Source organism: Pseudonocardia broussonetiae, from assembly GCF_013155125.1.
Lineage (GTDB): Bacteria > Actinomycetota > Actinomycetes > Mycobacteriales > Pseudonocardiaceae > Pseudonocardia > Pseudonocardia broussonetiae.
Genome location: NZ_CP053564.1, coordinates 698,242 through 716,950, shown reverse-complemented (window position 1 = coordinate 716,950; position 18,709 = coordinate 698,242). Strand labels below are relative to the sequence as shown.

16 protein-coding genes and 1 pseudogene are annotated in these 18,709 nt (G+C 75.1%); 4 read left to right on the top strand and 13 right to left on the bottom strand.

Features of this window, described 5'->3' with window-relative positions; all coding sequences use genetic code 11:
• The first annotated feature begins 255 nt into the window (after window positions 1-255).
• Together HOP40_RS03500 and HOP40_RS03495 are read left to right on the top strand one after the other, a co-directional pair.
• Entirely contained in the window at window positions 256-1,455 is a 1,200-nt protein-coding gene (locus HOP40_RS03500) for a DUF885 domain-containing protein (RefSeq protein ID WP_172154586.1), read from the top strand.
• 262 nt (window positions 1,456-1,717) lie between these two features.
• Window positions 1,718-3,106: a PhoH family protein gene (locus HOP40_RS03495; RefSeq protein ID WP_172167772.1), complete on the top strand. Its 1,389-nt coding sequence runs from the start codon at window positions 1,718-1,720 to the stop codon at window positions 3,104-3,106.
• A gap of 66 nt (window positions 3,107-3,172) precedes the next feature.
• Here the strand turns inward: HOP40_RS03495 and HOP40_RS03490 are convergent, their stop codons facing one another.
• The 6 genes and pseudogenes from HOP40_RS03490 to HOP40_RS03465 form a co-directional block, all read right to left on the bottom strand.
• Complete coding sequence (locus HOP40_RS03490; protein ID WP_172154584.1) at window positions 3,173-3,835, bottom strand: NADPH-dependent F420 reductase; 663 nt, start codon at window positions 3,833-3,835, stop codon at window positions 3,173-3,175.
• A gap of 48 nt (window positions 3,836-3,883) precedes the next feature.
• Entirely contained in the window at window positions 3,884-5,311 is a 1,428-nt protein-coding gene (locus tag HOP40_RS03485) for a GuaB1 family IMP dehydrogenase-related protein (RefSeq protein WP_172154582.1), read from the bottom strand.
• Window positions 5,312-5,330: 19 nt separating this feature from the next.
• Window positions 5,331-7,040 carry a serine/threonine-protein kinase gene (locus HOP40_RS03480; RefSeq protein WP_172154580.1) on the bottom strand — a complete coding sequence of 570 codons (1,710 nt, stop codon included), beginning with the start codon at window positions 7,038-7,040 and terminating at the stop codon, window positions 5,331-5,333.
• 84 nt (window positions 7,041-7,124) lie between these two features.
• Entirely contained in the window at window positions 7,125-8,606 is a 1,482-nt protein-coding gene (locus HOP40_RS03475; protein WP_172154578.1) for an ATP-dependent DNA ligase, read from the bottom strand.
• A 46-nt stretch (window positions 8,607-8,652) separates the two neighbouring features.
• A pseudogene (locus HOP40_RS03470) lies at window positions 8,653-9,090 on the bottom strand (DinB family protein); the annotation flags it as partial.
• Between the two features lie 42 nt (window positions 9,091-9,132).
• Entirely contained in the window at window positions 9,133-9,633 is a 501-nt protein-coding gene (locus tag HOP40_RS03465) for a DinB family protein (RefSeq protein ID WP_172154576.1), read from the bottom strand.
• A gap of 60 nt (window positions 9,634-9,693) precedes the next feature.
• Here HOP40_RS03465 and HOP40_RS03460 point away from each other — a divergent pair, with 60 nt between their 5' ends.
• Window positions 9,694-10,656 (top strand): helix-turn-helix transcriptional regulator, encoded by a 963-nt coding sequence (locus tag HOP40_RS03460; RefSeq protein ID WP_172154574.1) that lies wholly within the window; start codon window positions 9,694-9,696, stop codon window positions 10,654-10,656.
• Window positions 10,657-10,662: 6 nt separating this feature from the next.
• Here the strand turns inward: HOP40_RS03460 and HOP40_RS03455 are convergent, their stop codons facing one another.
• The 7 genes from HOP40_RS03455 to glpX form a co-directional block, all read right to left on the bottom strand.
• The gene (locus tag HOP40_RS03455) at window positions 10,663-11,649 is read right to left on the bottom strand and encodes an ABC transporter ATP-binding protein (protein ID WP_172154572.1); all 987 of its coding nucleotides are present in this window, start codon (window positions 11,647-11,649) and stop codon (window positions 10,663-10,665) included.
• Entirely contained in the window at window positions 11,646-12,425 is a 780-nt protein-coding gene (locus tag HOP40_RS03450) for an ABC transporter permease (protein WP_172154570.1), read from the bottom strand. The genes HOP40_RS03455 and HOP40_RS03450 overlap by 4 nt, the downstream gene beginning before the upstream one ends.
• Window positions 12,422-13,321 (bottom strand): ABC transporter permease, encoded by a 900-nt coding sequence (locus tag HOP40_RS03445; RefSeq protein WP_172154568.1) that lies wholly within the window; start codon window positions 13,319-13,321, stop codon window positions 12,422-12,424. Before HOP40_RS03445 ends, HOP40_RS03450 begins: the two co-directional genes overlap by 4 nt.
• 1 nt (window position 13,322) lies before the next feature.
• A complete protein-coding gene (locus HOP40_RS03440) occupies window positions 13,323-14,462 on the bottom strand; it encodes an ABC transporter substrate-binding protein (protein WP_172154566.1) in 1,140 nt (379 codons plus the stop codon).
• 144 nt (window positions 14,463-14,606) lie between these two features.
• Window positions 14,607-16,007 (bottom strand): class II fumarate hydratase, encoded by a 1,401-nt coding sequence (locus HOP40_RS03435; protein WP_172154564.1) that lies wholly within the window; start codon window positions 16,005-16,007, stop codon window positions 14,607-14,609.
• Window positions 16,008-16,097: 90 nt separating this feature from the next.
• Window positions 16,098-16,727: a L,D-transpeptidase gene (locus HOP40_RS03430; protein WP_172154562.1), complete on the bottom strand. Its 630-nt coding sequence runs from the start codon at window positions 16,725-16,727 to the stop codon at window positions 16,098-16,100.
• 141 nt (window positions 16,728-16,868) lie between these two features.
• Window positions 16,869-17,933, bottom strand: coding sequence for a class II fructose-bisphosphatase (glpX, locus tag HOP40_RS03425; RefSeq protein WP_172154560.1), 1,065 nt, complete (start codon window positions 17,931-17,933; stop codon window positions 16,869-16,871).
• A 176-nt stretch (window positions 17,934-18,109) separates the two neighbouring features.
• Here glpX and HOP40_RS03420 point away from each other — a divergent pair, with 176 nt between their 5' ends.
• Window positions 18,110-18,706, top strand: coding sequence for a DUF4245 family protein (locus HOP40_RS03420; protein WP_172154558.1), 597 nt, complete (start codon window positions 18,110-18,112; stop codon window positions 18,704-18,706).
• Window positions 18,707-18,709: the final 3 nt, after the last annotated feature.

The following is an 18,709-nucleotide window of genomic DNA, read 5'->3' as shown; positions in this document are numbered from 1 at the left end:
AAAGGTAGCGCCTCCCCCGGATTCCCCACAAACCGCGTAACACCATCGGGTGCGCCCATTACTGCGGGAATGGATACGCCCCTGGCGTGTGACATCGGCGGCGATCGGTGACGACCGGATCGAGTGATCAACTAAACGGTGCGTAGTCCTTCGCCACCCGATGGCGGTCGTAACCTTTTGCATTCCCACGCTGCGTCGTCCGCAGCCCGGATCGCCACCGCGCGGGCGCCCCGAACGGGCCGGTACGGTGCCGCGATGCCGGTCGACGAGGCGGTGCGTGACTACCTGTCACTGGCCCTCGCGATCGGTCGACGTCGATCGGGAACGATCAGTGTGCGGACGGGTGACGCGCCGCCGCCCGCGGGGCCGCCGCCGTCGCCCGGAGCGCTCGTGCGGGCCGCGGGCCGGCTCGCGCAGCGGCTGCCGGACGCGGGTCTGGAGCCCCGGCGGGAGCGGTTCCTGGCCGCGCAGCTCGTCGCGCTGGAGTCCACGGCCCGTCGCCTCGCGGGGCAGGGCGTCCCGTACGACGCGGTGCTGGCGGCCGCCGCCGACGGCCCCGTCCCGGCGGGCCGCGAGGACGACCACCGCGCCGCCCACCGCGAGCTCGACGCCCTGCTGCCCGGCTCCGGCGACCTCGCGGCCCGGCTCGCCGAGCACCGGCGCCGCGACGAGGTGCCGCCCGACCGGCTGGCCGCGGGCCTGGCGGCGCTGGCGGAGGCGCTGCGGGCCCGCGCCCGGGACGCCGGTCTCGTCGACGGGCCGGAGGAGGTCGTGTTCGAGGTCGTCGCCGACGCGCCGTGGAGCGCGCTGCACCGGCGCGAGGGGCCGGGCCGCTCGCGCGTGCTCGTCCACGCCGGGGCCCGGCCGCGCCGCGCCGGCCTCGCGCGGCTCGTGGCGCACGAGGCCTACCCGGGCCACCACGTCGAGCAGTGGCGCCGGGAGTCGGTGCTGCTCGGGGAGCGCGGCTGGGCCGAGCACGGCGTCGTCCTGCTGGGCACCCCGCAGGCGCTGCTGGCCGAGGGCGCGGCCGACGGCGGGCTGCACGCCCTCGTCGGCGAGGGCTGGGGGCCGTGGGCGTCCGACGTGCTCGACGGCGTCGGCCTGGCGTTCGACGGAGAGCGGGCCGAGCGCGTCGCGGCCGCCGTCGCGCGGCTGGCCCGCGTCCGCCTCGACGCGGCGCGGCTGCGGCAGGCGGGCGCCCGGGCCGACGACGTCGAGGCCTTCCTGCGGCGCTGGCTGCTCCTCGACGACCGCGGGGCGCGCCGCGTCCTGCGCTTCCTGGCCGACCCCCGCTGGCGCGACCACGTCGTCACCTACGTCGAGGGCGGCCCGCTCGTCCGCCGCTGGCTCGACCACCCCGGGGCGACCCCCGCGCAGCGCCTGCGCGCGCTGTACGACGGGGCCTGGACGCCGTCCGGGCTGCGGGAGGAGCTGAGCCGGATGGGGCTTGAGTGACGACAGGCGGTAGGTGTCAAGCGACCAGTGGTAGGCCGTCCTGTTAATTCTGGGTGCGTGTTCGTACCCGCTCACCGCCTTGCTGTTGACCGCACAGGGGTGACCGCCGGTAGCGTTCGTGGTGGCGGTACGCACCCGATGCGCACCGCCCGGGGAGGCCCTGGTCCGTGGTGGTTGCACCGGAGGGGGCCGGCACCCGGCCCTCGTGGGCGTGCGCGGCGCAGCCGCGGACGCCCAGACCAGGGCCGGCCGGCCCACCGATATGTGGGCGCGGTGCCGCGTCCGCGAGGGAGCATCCGTGACTGATCGTGCTGTCGCCCTTTCTTCGGCAGAGACCATCGTTACCGGCACTCGCTGCTACGTGCTCGACACCTCCGTGCTGCTCTCCGACCCGTGGTCGCTGACCCGGTTCGACGAGCACGAAGTGGTCCTGCCACTGGTGGTCATCTCCGAGCTGGAGGGCAAGCGGCACCACCCCGAGCTGGGGTGGTTCGCCCGCACGGCGCTGCGCACGCTCGACGAGCTGCGCATCGAACACGGCCGCCTCGACGCACCGGTCCCCATCGGTGACTCGGGCGGAACGCTGCACGTCGAGCTGAACCACACCGACCCGGAGGTGCTCCCCGCGGGCTTCCGCAACGACTCGAACGACTCGCGCATCCTCGCCTGCGCGCTCAACCTCGCCGCCGAGCGCCGTGCCGACGGGCGCGGCGACGTCGTGCTGGTCACCAAGGACGTGCCGCTGCGGGTCAAGGCCGGTGCCGTCGGGCTGCAGGCCGACGAGTACCACGCGCTCGACGTGACGCCGTCGGGCTGGACCGGGATGGCCGACGTCGAGGTCACCCCGGAGGACGTCGACGCGCTGTTCAAGGACGGCGCGATCGACCACGACGCCGCCCGCGACCTGCCGGCCAACACCGGCCTGCGGCTCCTCGGTGGCGGGTCGGCGGCGCTCGGGCGGGTCACGGCCGACAAGCGCGTGCGCCTGATCCGCGGCGACCGCGAGGCGTTCGGCCTGCACGGCCGCTCCGCCGAGCAGCGCGTCGCGCTCGACCTGCTGCTCGACCCCGACGTCGGCATCGTCTCCCTCGGTGGCCGCGCCGGGACCGGGAAGTCGGCGCTCGCGCTGTGCGCCGGGCTGGAGGCGGTGCTGGAGCGCCAGCAGCACCGCAAGGTCGTGGTGTTCCGGCCCCTGTACGCCGTCGGCGGGCAGGAGCTCGGGTACCTGCCGGGCAGCGAGAACGAGAAGATGGCGCCCTGGGCGCAGGCCGTCTTCGACACGCTCGGGGCCCTGGTCAGCGACTCGGTGATGCAGGAGGTGATCGCCCGCGGCATGCTCGAGGTGCTCCCGCTCACGCACATCCGCGGCCGCTCCCTGCACGACAGCTTCGTCATCGTCGACGAGGCGCAGTCGCTGGAGCGCAACGTGCTGCTGACGGTGCTCTCCCGCCTCGGCACGGCCAGCCGCGTGGTGCTCACCCACGACGTCGCCCAGCGCGACAACCTGCGGGTCGGCCGCCACGACGGCGTCCAGGCCGTGATCGAGAAGCTGAAGGGGCACCCGCTGTTCGCCCACGTCACCCTCACCCGCAGCGAGCGCAGCCCGATCGCCGCGCTGGTCACGGAGATGCTGGAGGGACCGCAGGCCTGACCGGTCGGGCGCGGACACCGGGGCCACGGCGGGCCCCGGTGTCCGTGTTCCCGGGGGTGTTCCCGCTCAGGCCGCGCGGAACTCCGCCGGACGCCCGGGCACGGCCTCGGCGAGGGCCTGGCGCGTCCGCTCCGCGTCGTAGTCCTTGCCGTAGACCGGCGTGCCGGGCTGCTGGCGCCACGAGTCGTCGAGGGTCCCCGCGTCGACGGGGTCGAAGCCGAGCTGGTCCACGAGGTCGAGCGCGACCTGCTTGGCCGGCCCGTCCGCCCCGGCCACCGGCAGCGCGATCCGGCCCTCGGCGCCGGCGGGCAGGCCGCGCTCCAGCAGGTGCTTCCAGTAGATGCCGTTGAAGATCTTGACGACCGGCGCGCCGAGCTGCTCGGCGACCCACACGCTCTCCGGCGCGCCCTCCTCGATGGCGGCGATGCGGCCGTCGCGCTGCTGCGGGTAGTAGTTGTTCGTCTCGATCACGGGGGCGCCCGGCTTCGCCTTCGCGACGATGCCGGCGGCCAGGTCCGGCACGTTCTTCTGCGGGATGCTGACGATCACGACGTCGGCGTCGGTGGCCGCGTCCGCGGCCCACACGGCCGTCGCGCCAGTCTCCGCCGCGAGGTCCGCGAGGGTCTGCGGGTCGCGGGAGTTCGCCACGTGGACGTCGTGGCCGAGCGCGGCGAGCTTGCGGGTGAGGGTGCCGCCGATGTGGCCCGCACCGATGATGCCGATTCTCATGCCCGCGGCAACACCGGCCGCGCGGGCCCCATTCCCCCCCGTGCCGCGCTACAGGCCGTGCGGCGTGCCCTCGGTGAAGCCCGCTGTCGTCTGCACGCCGATCACCGCGCGCTCGTGCAGCTCGCCCAGGGTGCGGGCGCCCGCGTACGTCGCGGCGCTGCGCACGCCGGAGCAGATGCCGTCCAGCACGTCCTCGACGCCCGGGCGCTGCGGGTCGAGCATCTGCCGGCTCGAGGAGATGCCCTCCTCGAACAGGCCCTTCAGCGCGCGCTCGAAGCCGCCGTCGCCGCGGGTGCGGGCGCTGACCGCCCGCTTGCTGGCCATGCCGAACGACTCCTTGTAGGCACGGCCGCCCTCGTCGCGCAGCAGGTCGCCGGGCGACTCGTAGGTGCCGGCGAGCCACGACCCGATCATCACCGCCGACGCGCCCGCGGCCAGGGCCAGTGCGACGTCGCGGGGGTGGCGGACGCCGCCGTCGGCCCAGACGTGCACGCCGTGCTCACGCCCGGCCGCCGCGCACTCGAGCACCGCGGAGAACTGCGGCCGCCCGACGCCGGTCATCATGCGGGTCGTGCACATGGCGCCCGGCCCGACGCCGACCTTGACGACGTCGGCGCCCGCCGCGGCCAGGTCGCGCACGCCCTGCGCCGTCACGACGTTGCCCGCCACGACCGGCACCGGCGCGTCGCCGACCGCGGACCGGACCGCGCGCAGCGCGTCGAGCATCTTGTCCTGGTGCCCGTGGGCGGTGTCGACGACGAGCACGTCGACCCCGGCCTCGAGCAGCGCCTTCGCCTTGACGGCCACGTCGCCGTTGATGCCGACGGCCGCCGCGGTGCGCAGCCGGCCCTGCGCGTCGAGCGTCGGCTCGTAGACCTCCGCGCGCAGCGCGCCGAGCGGGGTGAGCAGCCCGGCGAGGCGCCCGTCGCCGTCGACGCCGAGCACGACCCGCCGCCCGGACTCGAACACCTCGCGCGGCGCGGTACCCAGCGGCACGACGAGCGAGTCGGGGTCGAGGACGTCGGCGAGGCGGGTGAAGCGGTCGACGCCCGAGCACGCGGCCTCGTCGACGGTGCCGACCGGGCGGCCCTGCTCGTCGACGACCACCACGGCTCCGTGCGCGCGCTTGGGCAGCAGGTTGAGCGCGTCGGCGACGGCGTCGGCCGGGGTGAGCACGAGCGGGGTGTCCCAGACGGGGTGGCGCGACTTGATCCAGGCCACGATCTCCGCGACGGCCTCGGGCGCGACGTCCTGCGGGAGCACCGTGAGCGCGCCGCGGCGGGCCAGCGTCTCGGCCATCCGCCGCCCGGCGACGGCCGTCATGTTCGCGGCGACGACCGGCACGGTCGCCCCCGTGCCGTCGGCCGTGGTGAGGTCGACGTCGAAGCGGGAGGTGACCGAGGACCGACCCGGGACGAGGAAGACGTCGTCGTAGGTGAGGTCCTGGTGGGGGGTCTGACCGTCGAGGAAGCGCACGGTGACGGGAGTCTACGCGCTAGCTCACCTCGGCCGACAGGCTGAGGGCCTCCTGGTAGACGACCTCGTAGGTCTCGCCGTCGTCGCCCTCGTCGCGCACCCCGACGACCGGAGAGCCCTCCACCGCGAACTCGATGGTGTAGCCGCCCTCGTACGAGCGGCAGCCCAGGATGCCGCGGTCGAACCGCTGGAGGTGGTAGGTGTCGGTCGGGGGACGGGTCTCGCACGGCGTACCCGGCTCGATCGTGCTGCCGCTGTTGTCGCGCACCACCGTGGCCGCCTCCTCGGTCGAGGAGTAGAGGTCGAAGCCCCAGTCGCTGCAGTTCGCCGTGGCCCGGACGGGGGCGCCGTCGCCCACGACGACCTCCTCGGTGCAGGTGGCCAGCAGGGCTTCGCTGGCGTGCGAGGTGAGCTCGGTGACCGGGTCGTCGACCTGCGTCTCCTCGACGGCCGTGGTGGTGGTGGTCTCCGCGGCGTCGGCCGACGGCGTCGCCTCGTCGGTCGGCCGGTTCAGCGCCCACACGATGCCCGCCGCGACGAGCACGACGACCAGCGCGACGGCGGCGATCGGCCACCACTGCCGCGAGCCGCCGCCGGAGGGCGGCGGACCGGGCGGCGGGCCGGCGGAGGAGCCGCCGGGGCGGCCGGGGGGCGGCTGCGGCATCCGGGCCGTCGAGCCCGCGGCGGGGACGCCGCCGAACCGGGTCGGGGCCTCGGGTCCGGACGTCGGCCAGGCCGCCGTCGGCGGCTCGGGTGCCGGGTGCGCGGCCGCCGCGCGGGGGGCGACGGTGGGTGGCGCGACGGTGGGTGCCGCTGCCGAGGGGGAGGAGGGCGGCGGGGCCGGGAGGGGTGCGTGGCGCACGGTCGGGCCGGTGCCCGGGACCGTGGCCAGCGCCGCCCGGGCCCGGCTCGCGAGCTCGCCCGCAGTGGGGATGCGGTCGTCGGGGTCCTTGGCGAGCGCGGCCGCGATGACCTCGTCGAACGCCGTCGGCAGGCCGGGACGCAGCAGCGAGGGCCGCGGTGGCGGCGTGTGGACGTGCGCCCACATCTGCGCGGGGCCGGTGCCCTCGAAGGGCCGGCCGCCGGTGAGCATCTCGTGCAGGACGCAGCCCAGGGCGTAGACGTCGGCGCGGCGGTCGCCGGTGCCGCGCACGAACCGCTCCGGCGCCATGTACTCGACGGTGCCGATCGCCGCGCCGGTGGCGGTGAGCCGCCCGCCCGCGGCGTCCTCCACCCCGGCGACGATGCCGAAGTCGACGAGGTAGGCGTAGTCGTCGACGTCCGGGGCCGGGTCGCGGGTGGCGCCGCTGAGCAGGATGTTCGACGGCTTGACGTCGCGGTGCACCAGGCCGTCGGCGTGCGCGGCGTCGAGCGCCCGCGCCACCTGCCCGGCGATCCGCACCGCGCGCTCGGGCGCCAGCGGGCCGATCCAGTCGAGCACGGTGCGCAGGTCGGCGCCGTCGACGAGCCGCATGTCGATGAACAGCCGGCCCTCGATCTCGCCGAAGTCGTGGATCGGGATGACGTGCCCGTCGCGGAGCCGCGCGACGAGCTGCGCCTCGCGCCGGAACCGCTCCTCGAACCCGGCGTCGCCCGCGAGCGAGGCGGGGAGGCGCTTGATCGCGACGACGCGGTTGCGGATCGTGTCGTGGGCCCGGAACACCTCGCCCATCCCGCCCCGGCCGATGAGCGACTCGAGGCGGTAGGGCCCGAACATCTCGCTGGTCATCCACACTCCGCTCGGCCATCCCGGTGACGCGCAGTCTCCCGACCCGGGCCGCCCCCGGCAAGCACGACCCGGTCACCGTCGGGGTCAACCCGGCAGCAGGGCCCGGACCGCCTCGATCGTGTCGGCCTCGGCCGGCGTCTTGTCGGGGCGGTAGCGCAGGACGCGGGCGAAGCGCAGCGCCACCCCGCCCGGGTAGCGGGTGCTGCGCTGCGCGCCGTCGAGCTCGATCTCGACGACGAGCTCGGGCCGCAGCAGCACGGCGTGGCCCTCGGTCGCCCGTGTGTAGGCCGGGAACGTGGCCGTCTGCCAGGCCAGCAGCTCATCGGTCATGCCCTTGAACGTCTTGCCGACCATGATCGGCTCGCCGCCGTCGGGGTCGCGCGCGCCGAGGTGGATGTTGGACAGCGAGCCCGTGCGCCGACCGAACCCCCACTCCGCGCCCAGCACCACCAGGTCGAGCGTGTGCACCGGCTTGACCTTCTGCCACGCCTTCCCCCGCCGCCCGGCCAGGTACGGCGCGTCGAGCGCCTTGACGACGACGCCCTCGTGCCCGGCCTCGAGCGCCCGCTCGAGGATGCCGACCGGGTCGCCGGACGGGATGCGGTGCGGACCGGCGACGCGCTCCAGCGCCGCGAGCCGCTCGCGCAGCGGGGCGTCGAGCAGGTCGGTGCCGTCGAGGTGCAGGCAGTCGAAGAACCAGGGCCGCAGCAGCAGCGCGTGGGTGTCGGAGCCGAAGCGGCTCATCGTCTCCTGGAACGGGCGGGGGCGGCCGTCGTCGCGCAGGGCGAGCGTCTCCCCGTCGAGCACGACCGAGCGGCACGGCAGCCCGCGCACCAGCTCCACCAGCTCCGGGACACCGGCGGTGATCTCGCGCAGCGTCCGCGTCCACACGCGCACGTCGTCGCCGTCGCGGTGGACCTGGATGCGGGCGCCGTCGAGCTTGAACTCGACGGTGGAGTCGGGCAGGGCGGCGAGAGCGTCGTCGAGCGAGGCGGCGGGGGAGGCCAGCATCGGGCGGACGGGGCGGCCGACCTGCAGCGCCACCGCGTCGAGGTCGCCCCCGCCGAGCGCCACGACCGCCGTCTCCGGCAGCCGCCCGGACAGCATGAACGCCCGCCGCACCGACGCCGCGGGCCGCTCCGAGGCCGCCGCCACCGCGTCGAGCATCACGCCCTCCAGCGCGCCGTGGCGGAGCTCGCCGCCGAGCAGCCGCGTGAGGAACCGCTGCTCCTCGCCGGTGGCGGCGCCGAACAGCTCGCCGAGCAGCTCCGCGCGGCGGCGGGTGGAGCCGGCGCCGGACGTGCCCGCCAGCGCGTCGAGCAGGGCGTCGACCCGCTCCACGGTGAGCACGGGCTCCGCCGCCGGCGCCGCGTCGAGCGCCGACAGCGTGCGCCAGCCCGTGCCGATCCGGCCCTGCCGCGCCTCCCCGGAGAGCCACGCCGTGGCCGGCGCGACCTCGCCGGGCGCGGCCGCGCGCAGCAGGGCGGCGATCGCGGCGGCCTTGTCCTTGCGCGACCGCGTGGCGCCCACCGCGGCGGAGGTGGCGACGACCTCGGAGAACAGCACGCTCCGATCCTCGCACCGACCCCCGACAGCCGTCAGCCGCCGACCGTCAGCCCGCCGACGTCCGCCCGTCGAGGGTCTCGCGCAGGATGTCGGCGTGCCCGGCGTGCCGGCTCGTCTCCGCGATGAGGTGCAGCAGCACCTGCCGGGCGGTGAAGCTGTCGTCCGGGTACCAGGGCGCGTCGGGCAGCGGGTGCGACACGTCGAGCGACGGCAGCGCGGCCACCACCTCGTCCGTGCGCCGGGCCGTGGCCGCGTAGTGCTCGAGCAGCCCGGCCACGGTGTCGCCGGGCCCCACCCGGAAGCTCTCGGCGTAGCGGTCGAGGTCGTCGACCTTCTCGCCCGACACGACGAAGTCGATCCACATCTCCTCGGCGTAGGCGACGTGCCGGACGATGCCGCCCAGGCACAGCGCGCTCGCGGTGGGGCGGCGCGCGGCGTCGGCGTCGGCGAGCCCGTCGAGCGCGTGCCGCAGGCCGCCGCGGTGGGTGTCGAGGACCCGAGGATCTCGGTCTTCTCGCCCACGGCGTCAGCCCATCGTCTTCTGGCCGTCGAGCGCCTCGCGCAGGACGTCGGCGTGCCCCGCGTGCTGCGCGGTCTCGCCGACGATGTGCACGAACACCCGGCGCGCCGAGCGGGTGGCCCCGGCCGGGAACCACGGCGCCTCGGGGAGCGGGTGGGCGACGTCGAGGCTCGGCAGGCTCTCCACCAGGGCGTCGGTGTGCTTCGCGACCTCCGCGTACTCGGCGAGGACGCCCGCGAGCGTCTCGTCCTCGCGCAGGACGAAGCCGTCGGCGTGCTCGGCCCAGCTGTCCTCGGTGGCCTCCATCGCCGCCGGGCCCTGCTCGATGAAGTCGGTCCAGCCCTTCTCGGTGCGGGCGACGTGCTTGATCAGCCCGCCCAGGGTCAGCTCGCTGACGGTGGTGCGCTGCCGCGCCTGCTCGTCGGTGAGGCCCTGCACGGTGAACAGGAGGAAGCCGCGGTGGGCGGCGAGGGACTCGAGGATGTCGGCGCGCTCGGTGTCGGTCATGGGAGAAGACTAGGGGGCGCTGCGGCCACTTCCTGACCGCAATGGCACGAGACTGGGGACATGGCCAACACGAGTTCGCGGACGCTGCGGCTGCTGTCGCTGCTGCAGACCCACCGGCACTGGCCCGGCCCCGACCTCGCCGAGCGGCTCGGCGTCTCGCCGCGCACCCTGCGCCGCGACGTCGACCGGCTCCGCGAGCTCGGCTACCCGGTCGAGGCGAGCCGGGGCGTCGACGGCGGGTACCAGCTCGCGGCGGGGGCCGCGCTGCCGCCGCTGGTCGTCGACGACGAGGAGGCGGTCGCGCTCGCCGTCGGCATGCAGGCCGCGACGCAGGGCGCGGTGTCGGGGATCGAGGAGTCGGCGGTGCGGGCGCTGACCAAGGTCGTGCAGGTCATGCCCCCGCGGCTGCGCCGGCGCGTCGACGCGCTGCGGGCGGTCACCGTGCCGCTGGTGTGGGGTGAGCGCACCGCGCCGACCGTCGACTCCGCCGTGCTCATCGCCGTCGCCCAGGCCTGCCGCGACACCGAGCGCCTCGAGTTCGCCTACACCCCGCTCGGCCGCGCGGCCGCCGACCGGCACGTCGAGCCGCACCGGCTGGTGCCGATGGGCCGGCGCTGGTACCTCGTGGCCTACGACCTGCACCGCCACGACTGGCGCAGCTTCCGGCTCGACCGGCTGAGCGGCCCGCGCACCACCGGCGCCCGGTTCCGCACCCGCGACCTCCCCGGCGGCGACGCGGCGGCGTTCGTCCGCTCCGGTCTGGAGACCGTGCACACCGCGCGGCTGGGCGTCGAGGTGCTGGTGCACGCGCCGGCGGAGCGGGTGGCCGCGCACGTGGGGCGGTGGGCCGAGGTCGAGGCGGACGGGCCGGAGCGCTGCGTGCTGCGCATGTCGACCGACAGCCTCGACTGGCCGGCGATGGTGCTCGGCTCGCTCGGCGCCGAGTTCGAGGTCCGCAGCCCGCCCGAGCTGCCGGAGCTGCTGAGGGAGTGGGGCGAGCGGTTCGGCCGCGCGGTGGGGTGAGGTCGGTCAACCGAGCAGGGCCACCGCGGTCGGCTCGCCGATGCCCGGCAGGCCCGGGCGGCTGACGACGTCGACGGTGAGCTCGCCGACCTCCGTGCTCACCACGAGCCGCGTGACGGGGCCGAGGAACGTGCTGGTCAGGACGGTGCCGGGGAGGCCACCGCCGACCGTCAGCTCCTCGGGGCGCACCTGGCGCTCCGGCGCGCCGGGCGTGATCGTCGACCCGGACACCGGGACGCGGTTCATCACCCCGACGAACTCGGCGACGAACTCCGTCGACGGCGACGAGTAGACCTCCTGCGGCGTGCCCACCTGCTCCAGGCGCCCGGCGTTGAGGACCGCGACCCGGTCGGCGACGGCGAGCGCCTCGGCCTGGTCGTGCGTGACGAACAGCGTGGTGATGCCCTCGGCGAGCTGCAGCCGCCGGATCTCGTCGCGCAGCTGCACGCGGACGCGGGCGTCGAGCGCCGACAGCGGTTCGTCGAGCAGCAGGACGGCCGGGGAGACGGCGAGCGCGCGGGCCAGTGCCACCCGCTGCTGCTGCCCGCCGGAGAGCTGGTGGGGGTAGGCGCCGCCGCGGTCGCCCAGCCCGACGAGGTCGAGGAGCTCGGCGGCGCGGGCCGTCCGCTTCGCCGGGGCGACGCGGCGCACCCGCAGCCCGAACGCGACGTTCTCCGCCGCGGTCATCGTCGGGAACAGCGAGTACGCCTGGAACACCATGCCGGTGTCGCGCTTGGCCGCCGGGACGTCGGTGACGTCCTTGCCGCCGACCAGGATCGACCCCGACGTCGGGGTGTCGAAGCCCGCGAGCAGGCGCAGCGCCGTGGTCTTCCCGCAGCCCGACGGGCCGAGCAGGGCGAGCAGCTCGCCGGGCGCGAGCACCAGGTCGAGGCCGTCGAGGGCGTGCGTCGTGCCGTAGCTGCGGCGCACGCCGCGGAACTCGACGGTGGTGCCCCGCTGCGTGTCCGCGCGTGCGGTGGCGAGGTCGGTCATGGGGTGCTCCTCCGAGACGATCCGGCGAACGAGACCGCGAGCAGCAGCAGCCAGGTCAGGACGAGGCTGGCCAGCGTCAGCGCGACGGCCACGCCGGCTTGGCTGCGCCCGACCTCGACGATCGCGACCGGGAACGTGTCGCCGTACAGCAGGATCCGGGCGATGACGATCTCGCCGAGCACGAGCGCGAGCGTGAGGAACGCCGCCCCGAGCACGGCGCTGCGGATGGCCGGCAGGACCACCCGCCACAGCGCGGTGGGCAGGGAGGCGCCGAGGTTGCGGGCGGCCTCCACGAGCGTGCGCAGCGGGACGGCGGCCAGCCCGTTGTCGACGGCGCGGTAGGCGAAGGGCAGCGCGAGCACCACGTAGAACGGGGTGAGCGCGGTGAACGAGGACGCGAACAGCGTGCGGAACACCGGGCCGCCGAGGTTGGCCTGGACGAACGCGATCCCCGCCGCCATCACGACCGGCGGCACGACGATCGGCAGGATCGTCGCGCTCTCCAGCAGCGCCGCGGCGGCCGGGAAGCGCAGCCGCACCCACACCGCGGTGGGGACGACGAGCAGCAGCACCAGCACCGCGGTGACGACGGCGATCTGCAGCGACACCAGCAGCGACGACAGCAGCACCTCGTCGCCGAAGATCGTCAGGTAGTTGGCGACGCCGTACCCGCCACCGGGGGTGCGCAGGCTGAACTCCGCGGCCGACAGCAGCGGCACCAGGAAGTAGACGAGCGCGAGGCCGAGGACGACGACCCGCCAGCGACGGCCCCTCACCGCGCCTGCCACCTCGACGCCCGGCGCTGCAGCAGCACGTACCCGACCATGACGACGGCGATCACGAGCACCATGTCGAGGCCGAGCGCGAGGCCGACGTTCTGCGCGCCCGCGAGCACGTTGCCCGACAGCGCCGACGCGATCGCCGTGGGCAGCAGCGGGATCGAGCCGCTGGTCAGGGCGAGCGCGGTGGCGTACGCGGCGAACGCGTTGCCGAACAGCACCAGCGTGGCGCCGCCGAGCGCCGGGGCGAGCACGGGCAGCGCGATCCGCCGCCAGTACGTCCACGCCGACGCCCCGAGGTTCTCCGCGGCCTCGCGCCACTGCGGCACCAGGCCCTCCAGCGCGGGGGTGATGAGGATGACCATGAGCGGGATCTGGAAGTAGACGTAGGTGAGCGCGAGGCCCGTGAGGGAGTCGATGCGGAAGCCGGACGCGTAGAGGTCGACGCCCGCCGACTTCAGGAACTGCGTCGCGAGCCCGGTCTGGCCGAGCGCGGCGATGAACGCGAACGCCAGCGGCACGCCGCCGAAGTAGGCGAGCACGCCCGACGCCGTCGACACGATCCGGCGCAGCGGACTCGTCGGGCGGCTGGTCAGCACGGCCTGCGCGAGGAAGGCGCCGGCGACCGCGCCGATCACGGCCGTGCCCGCGGACAGCACGATGCTCGAGGTGAACGCCGCCCGGTACTGCGGCTGCGTGACCGAGGCGATGACGTTGTCGAGCGTCGGGCGCCCGTCGGCGTCCGACAGCGCCCCGCTGATCACGAAGTACAGCGGCCCGCCGAGGAACACGAGCAGGTAGGCGACGAACGGCAGCAGGCCCAGCGCCGCCCGCCAGGAGCGCTCCGACCGCACCTTCTCGGGTGGTGCGGTCGGAGCTTCCAGGAGCGTCATCTCAGGAGGTCGCCGTGGCCCAGTTCTGGGCGACGACGGCGTTGGCCGCGTCGGTCTGCTCCTGCGTCGGGAACTGCGGCTCGCCGGCGACCGGCGGCAGCACTGACACCAGCGCCGGGTCGGCCGTGCCCGCGGTCTGCATGTCGGTCAGGCGCGCCGGGCGGGCCTTGCCGGCCAGCCAGAGGTTCTGGCCCACGTCGGAGTACAGGAACTCCTGCCACAGCCGCGCGGCCGCCGGGTGCGGCGCGTTCTTGTTGATCGCCTGCGCGTAGTACTGCGCGAACAGCCCGTCCGACGGCACCGCGACGCGCCACTCGAACGACGGCGCCACCTTCTCGGCCTGGGTGAGGTTCAGGTAGTCCCAGTCGAGGACGATCGGGGTCTGGCCGCTCTCGATGGTGGCCGGCGTCGGGTCGACGAGGAGCAGGTTGCCGCTGTCGGCGAGCTGCCCGAAGAACGTCACGCCCGGGGTGATGTCGTCGAGCGAGCCGCCGCCCGCCAGCGCGGCCGCCCAGACGCCGGCGAAGGCCGACGCGGACGACGTCGGGTCGCCGTTGAGCGCGACCTGCCCCGCGTACTCGGGCTTCGCGAGGTCGGCGAAGGTCTGCGGGCAGTTCGCGACGAGGCTCGCGTTGCAGCCGATGGAGATGAAGCCGCCGTAGTCGTTGACCCAGGCCCCGTTGGCGTCCTTGTTCTCCGCGGGGATCGAGTCCCAGGTCTGCACCTGGTAGGGCGCGAACAGGTCGACGTTGGAGTTGGCGAAGGACTGCCCGAGGTCGAGCACGTCGGGGGCGCGCTCCTGCGTGCCCAGCTGCTGGACGGCGTTGATCTCGTCCTGGCTGGAGCCCTCGGGGTTGGCCGACTCCACGGTGATCCCGTAGGTCTCCTCGAACGTCGAGATCATCTCGCCGTAGTTGGCCCAGTCCGGGGGCAGCGCGATGACGTTGAGCGTGCCCTCGGCCTTCGCGGCCTCCACGAGCGCGTCGAAGCCGCCGCCGGCCTCCGCCGAGGTGGCGGTGGCCCAGTCGGTGCCGTCGGCGGCCGGCGCCGCGCCGCCGCCCCCGCCGGAGCTCACGCACCCCGTCACCGTCAGGGTGGCGCCGACGGCAGCCACCGCCAGCAGACGCCGTAACACCGTCATCAGGTACTCCTCCTCGCAGAGCCGGCGCGCGCCGGACCGGCGCAGCCTGCACCGCGGATCCGACCGTATCGTGACGATCACCGGTCGGGGGAGGGTCGGGACGGTGTCCGGGTGGCTTCGACGCCGGACCGTGACGGACCGCCGTCAGCGCCCCCCGCGCGCCATCGCCAGGACGTCGAGCGCCTGGTCGAGCTGGGCGGCGGTGAGCTTCCCGGACTCGACGTGCCCGCGCTCCAGCACCACCTCGCGGATCGTGCGCTTCTCCTTGAGCGACTGCTTCGCGATCGACGCCGCCTCCTCGTAGCCGAGGTACTTGTTGAGCGGCGTGACGATCGCCGGGCTCGACTCGGCCAGCTCCCGGGTGCGCTCGACGTCGGCCGCCATGCCGTCGACGACCTTGTCCGCGAGCAGCCGCGCCGCGTTCGCCAGCAGCCGCGCCGACTCCAGGACGTTGCGGGCCATCACCGGCATCATCACGTTGAGCTGCAGGTTGCCCTGCGTGCCGGAGAACGCGACGGTCGCGTCGTTGCCGATCACCTGCGCGGCCACCATCATCGCGGCCTCGCAGATCACCGGGTTGACCTTGCCGGGCATGATCGAGCTGCCGGGCTGCAGGTCGGGCAGGTGCAGCTCGGCGAGGCCGGTGCGCGGGCCCGAGCCGAGCCAGCGGATGTCGTTGGCGATCTTGAACAGGCTGACGGCGGCCGTCCGCAGCGCCCCGGATGCCTCGACGAGCCCGTCGCGCGCGCCCTGGGCCTCGATGTGGTCGGGCGCCTCGGACAGGTCCTCGAGCCCGGTGGCCGCGCGCAGCTGCTCCACGACGCCGGCGCCGAAGCCCGCGGGCGCGTTCAGGCCGGTGCCGACGGCGGTGCCGCCGATCGGCAGCTGGCCCAGGCGGGGCAGCGCGTCGCGGACGCGGGCGGCGCCGTACGCGGCCTGCGTCGCCCAGCCCCCGGCCTCCTGCCCGAGCGTGATCGGCACGGCGTCCATGAGGTGGGTGCGCCCCGCGGTCACGACGTCGACCCACTCGGCGGCGCGGCGCTGGAGCGCGGCGGCGAGGTGGTCGAGCGCCGGCGCGGCGTCGGTGGCCAGCGCCTCGGTGGCGGCCAGGTGGATCGTCGTCGGGAAGACGTCGTTGGACGACTGCGACGCGTTGACGTGGTCGTTCGGGTGCAGCTCGACGCCGGCGCGGGCGGCCAGCGAGGCGATCACCTCGTTGGCGTTCATGTTCGAGCTCGTGCCCGAGCCGGTCTGGAACACGTCGACGGGGAAGTGCGCGTCGTGCTGGCCCGCGGCCACCTCGTCGGCGGCGGCCGCGATGGCCTTCGCCAGCTCCGGCGCCAGCACGCCGATCTCCCCGTTGACGCGCGCGGCCGCGGCCTTGACCAGCCCGAGCGCACGGATCTGCGCCCGCTCCAGCCCGCGCCCGGAGATCGGGAAGTTCTCCACGGCCCGCTGGGTCTGCGCGCGCCACAGCGCGTCGGCGGGAACCCGGACCTCGCCCATGGTGTCGTGCTCGATACGGAACGCGTCGTCGTCGACCATGCCGCCAGTGTTCTCGCGGGGGCGCCGTCGTGCAGCCCCGAGTGACGCACGCCCCGTGCAGCCGCCGGGTGGCGCCCCTGCCCCGGCGGCCTACCGGACGACCTGGACGACGTCGCCCCGGACGAGCGAGTCGAAGAACTCCCGGGCGGCGGTGCGGGAGAGGTGGATGCAGCCGTGTGACTGCTGGCTGAGGCTGCCCTGGTGGAACGCGATGCCGCCGTTGAAGAACACCGAGTACGGCATCGGGGCGTCGTAGATCGAGCTGATGTGGTCGCGGCTGTGGAACGTGACCGCGAACGAGCCCGGCGGCGTGCGGAAGCCCGGACGCCCGGACGTGATCGGCACCGGGCCGTAGGACACCTCCCCGTCCCGGATCAGCCACGCCCGGTCGCTCGACAGCTCGATGCAGGCCCGCGCGGTGCTGACGCAGGGCGTGCCGGCGACGGCGCGGGCCACGACCGGGGCCGGTGCCTCCACGACGGGAGCGGGGACCTGCACGACCGGCGCGACGGGGACGGGGACGACGACCGGGGCCCGGACGGCCGGGGCCAGCGCGGGCGCCGCCGGCGCGATCGCCGCCTCCTGCAGCCGCAGGGGCAGCAGCCGGACCGCGGCGACGGCGGCGGCCTCGGCGGTCGCCACGGCGCCGCCCCCGGCCCCGCTCAGCAGCCCCGTCAGCGCGACGACGACCAGCAGCGACAACACCCGACGGACCCGCATGGCCACCCCCGCGCCCGACCGACCGTCACCGACCGGTTCCCCGCAGTAGCATCCGCCGCGGCCCGACGGCGATCAAGCTCGATCGGGTGGTCCTGCGCTCACGATCCGATCACGGGGATCGCCAGGTCAGCCGCCGGGCGGTCAGGGCAGCGGCGGCGCGGCGTCGTGCTCGGAGATCTGCTCGTCGGAGAGGTCGAAGTCGACCGAGGAGTACTCGCGCAGCTTCGTGAGCCGGTGGTAGCCGTCGATCATGCGGACGGTGCCCGACTTGGAGCGCATGACGATCGACTGCGTCGTGCAGCCGCCGCCGCGGTAGTGCACCCCGCGCAGCAGGTCGCCGTCGGTGATGCCGGTGGCGCAGAAGAACACGTTGTCGCCGCGCACGAGCTCGTCGGCGGTGAGGACGCGGTCGAGGTCGTGGCCCGCCGCGATCGCCCGCGCGCGCTCCTCGTCGTCCTTGGGCCACAGCCGGCCCTGCATCGCGCCGCCCATGCACTTCATCGCGGCCGCGGTGATGATGCCCTCGGGCGTGCCGCCGATCCCGTAGAGCATGTCGACGCCGGTGTTCGGGCGGGCCGCGGAGATGGCCCCGGCGACGTCGCCGTCGGAGAGGAAGTGGATGCGCGCACCGGTGCGGCGGATGTCGGCGATGAGCTGCTCGTGGCGCGGGCGGTCGAGCACGCAGACCGTGACGTCGGTGACGTGCAGGTGCTTGGCCGCGGCGACCCGCCGGATGTTCTCGGCGACGGGGGCGGTGAGGTCGATGACGTCGGCGGCCTCCGGCCCGACGGCCAGCTTCTCCATGTAGAACACGGCCGACGGGTCGAACATCGCGCCCCGCTCGGCCACCGCGAGCACCGCCACCGAGTTGGGCATGCCCTTGGCCATCAGCGTGGTGCCGTCGATCGGGTCGACGGCGACGTCGCACCACGCGCCCTCGCCGTTGCCGACCTCCTCGCCGTTGAACAGCATGGGCGCCTCGTCCTTCTCGCCCTCGCCGATCACCACCACGCCGCGCATCGAGACGCTGCCGATGAGCTGGCGCATCGCGTCGACCGCCGCGCCGTCGCCGCCGTTCTTGTCGCCGCGCCCGACCCACCGGCCCGCCGCCATCGCCGCCGCCTCGGTGACGCGGACGAGCTCCATCGCGAGGTTGCGGTCGGGCGCCTCCCGGCGCCTCGGCGTGGCGTTCGCGGCGGTGGTCATCTGCGGCCTCCTGCTGTCGTGGCTCCGCGCCGTGGGACGCGCGGCGACCCCCGCCGTGCCCGGGCGGGGGTGGTGACTCGTTCGGGTGTCGCCCGATCCTCGCAGATCGCCCGCGCCCGTGGGGTGCGAGCGAGGTGAGACGGCGGTCGCTCGTGGCGCCGGGGATGATGGGGCCCGTGACCGATCCCGCTCCCCGCAAGCCGCCGCGCTCCGCGATGACGGTGCGCGACATGGTCGTCGCGATCGGCGTGCTGGTGCTCGTCGTCCTCGTGGTCGGCGGGGTCACCCGCGGCTGCGCGTTCAGCCCGGGCGGGCCGTCGGTCGACCCGTCCGCACTGCCCGTCGTCGACGCGCCGGCGGAGCTGCGCGCGCTGGCCGCCGACGTGCCGTTCGCGCTGCGCGTGCCCGCCGTGCCCCCGGGCTGGCGCTCCAACGCCGTCGACCAGGACCGCGTCGACCCGGCCGACCCGGCGTCGGGCCGCGTCGTGCGCACCGGGTACCTGACGCCCGAGGGCCGCTACCTCCGGCTCGTGCAGAGCGACGGCACCGAGGAGGCGCTGCTCGTGTCCGAGGCGGGGGCGGGCGGCGCACCCGCGCGGGGCACCACCGACGTCGGCGGGCTCGCGTTCGTCGTCTACGGGGCCCAGGGCGACGAGCCGATCTGGATCGGCGAGCTCGACGGCGTGCGCCTGCTGATCACCGGCAGCGGCTCCGAGCAGGACTTCCAGGCCCTCGCGGGCGGCGTGCTCACCGGCGAGGCCCTGCCGGCCTAGTCG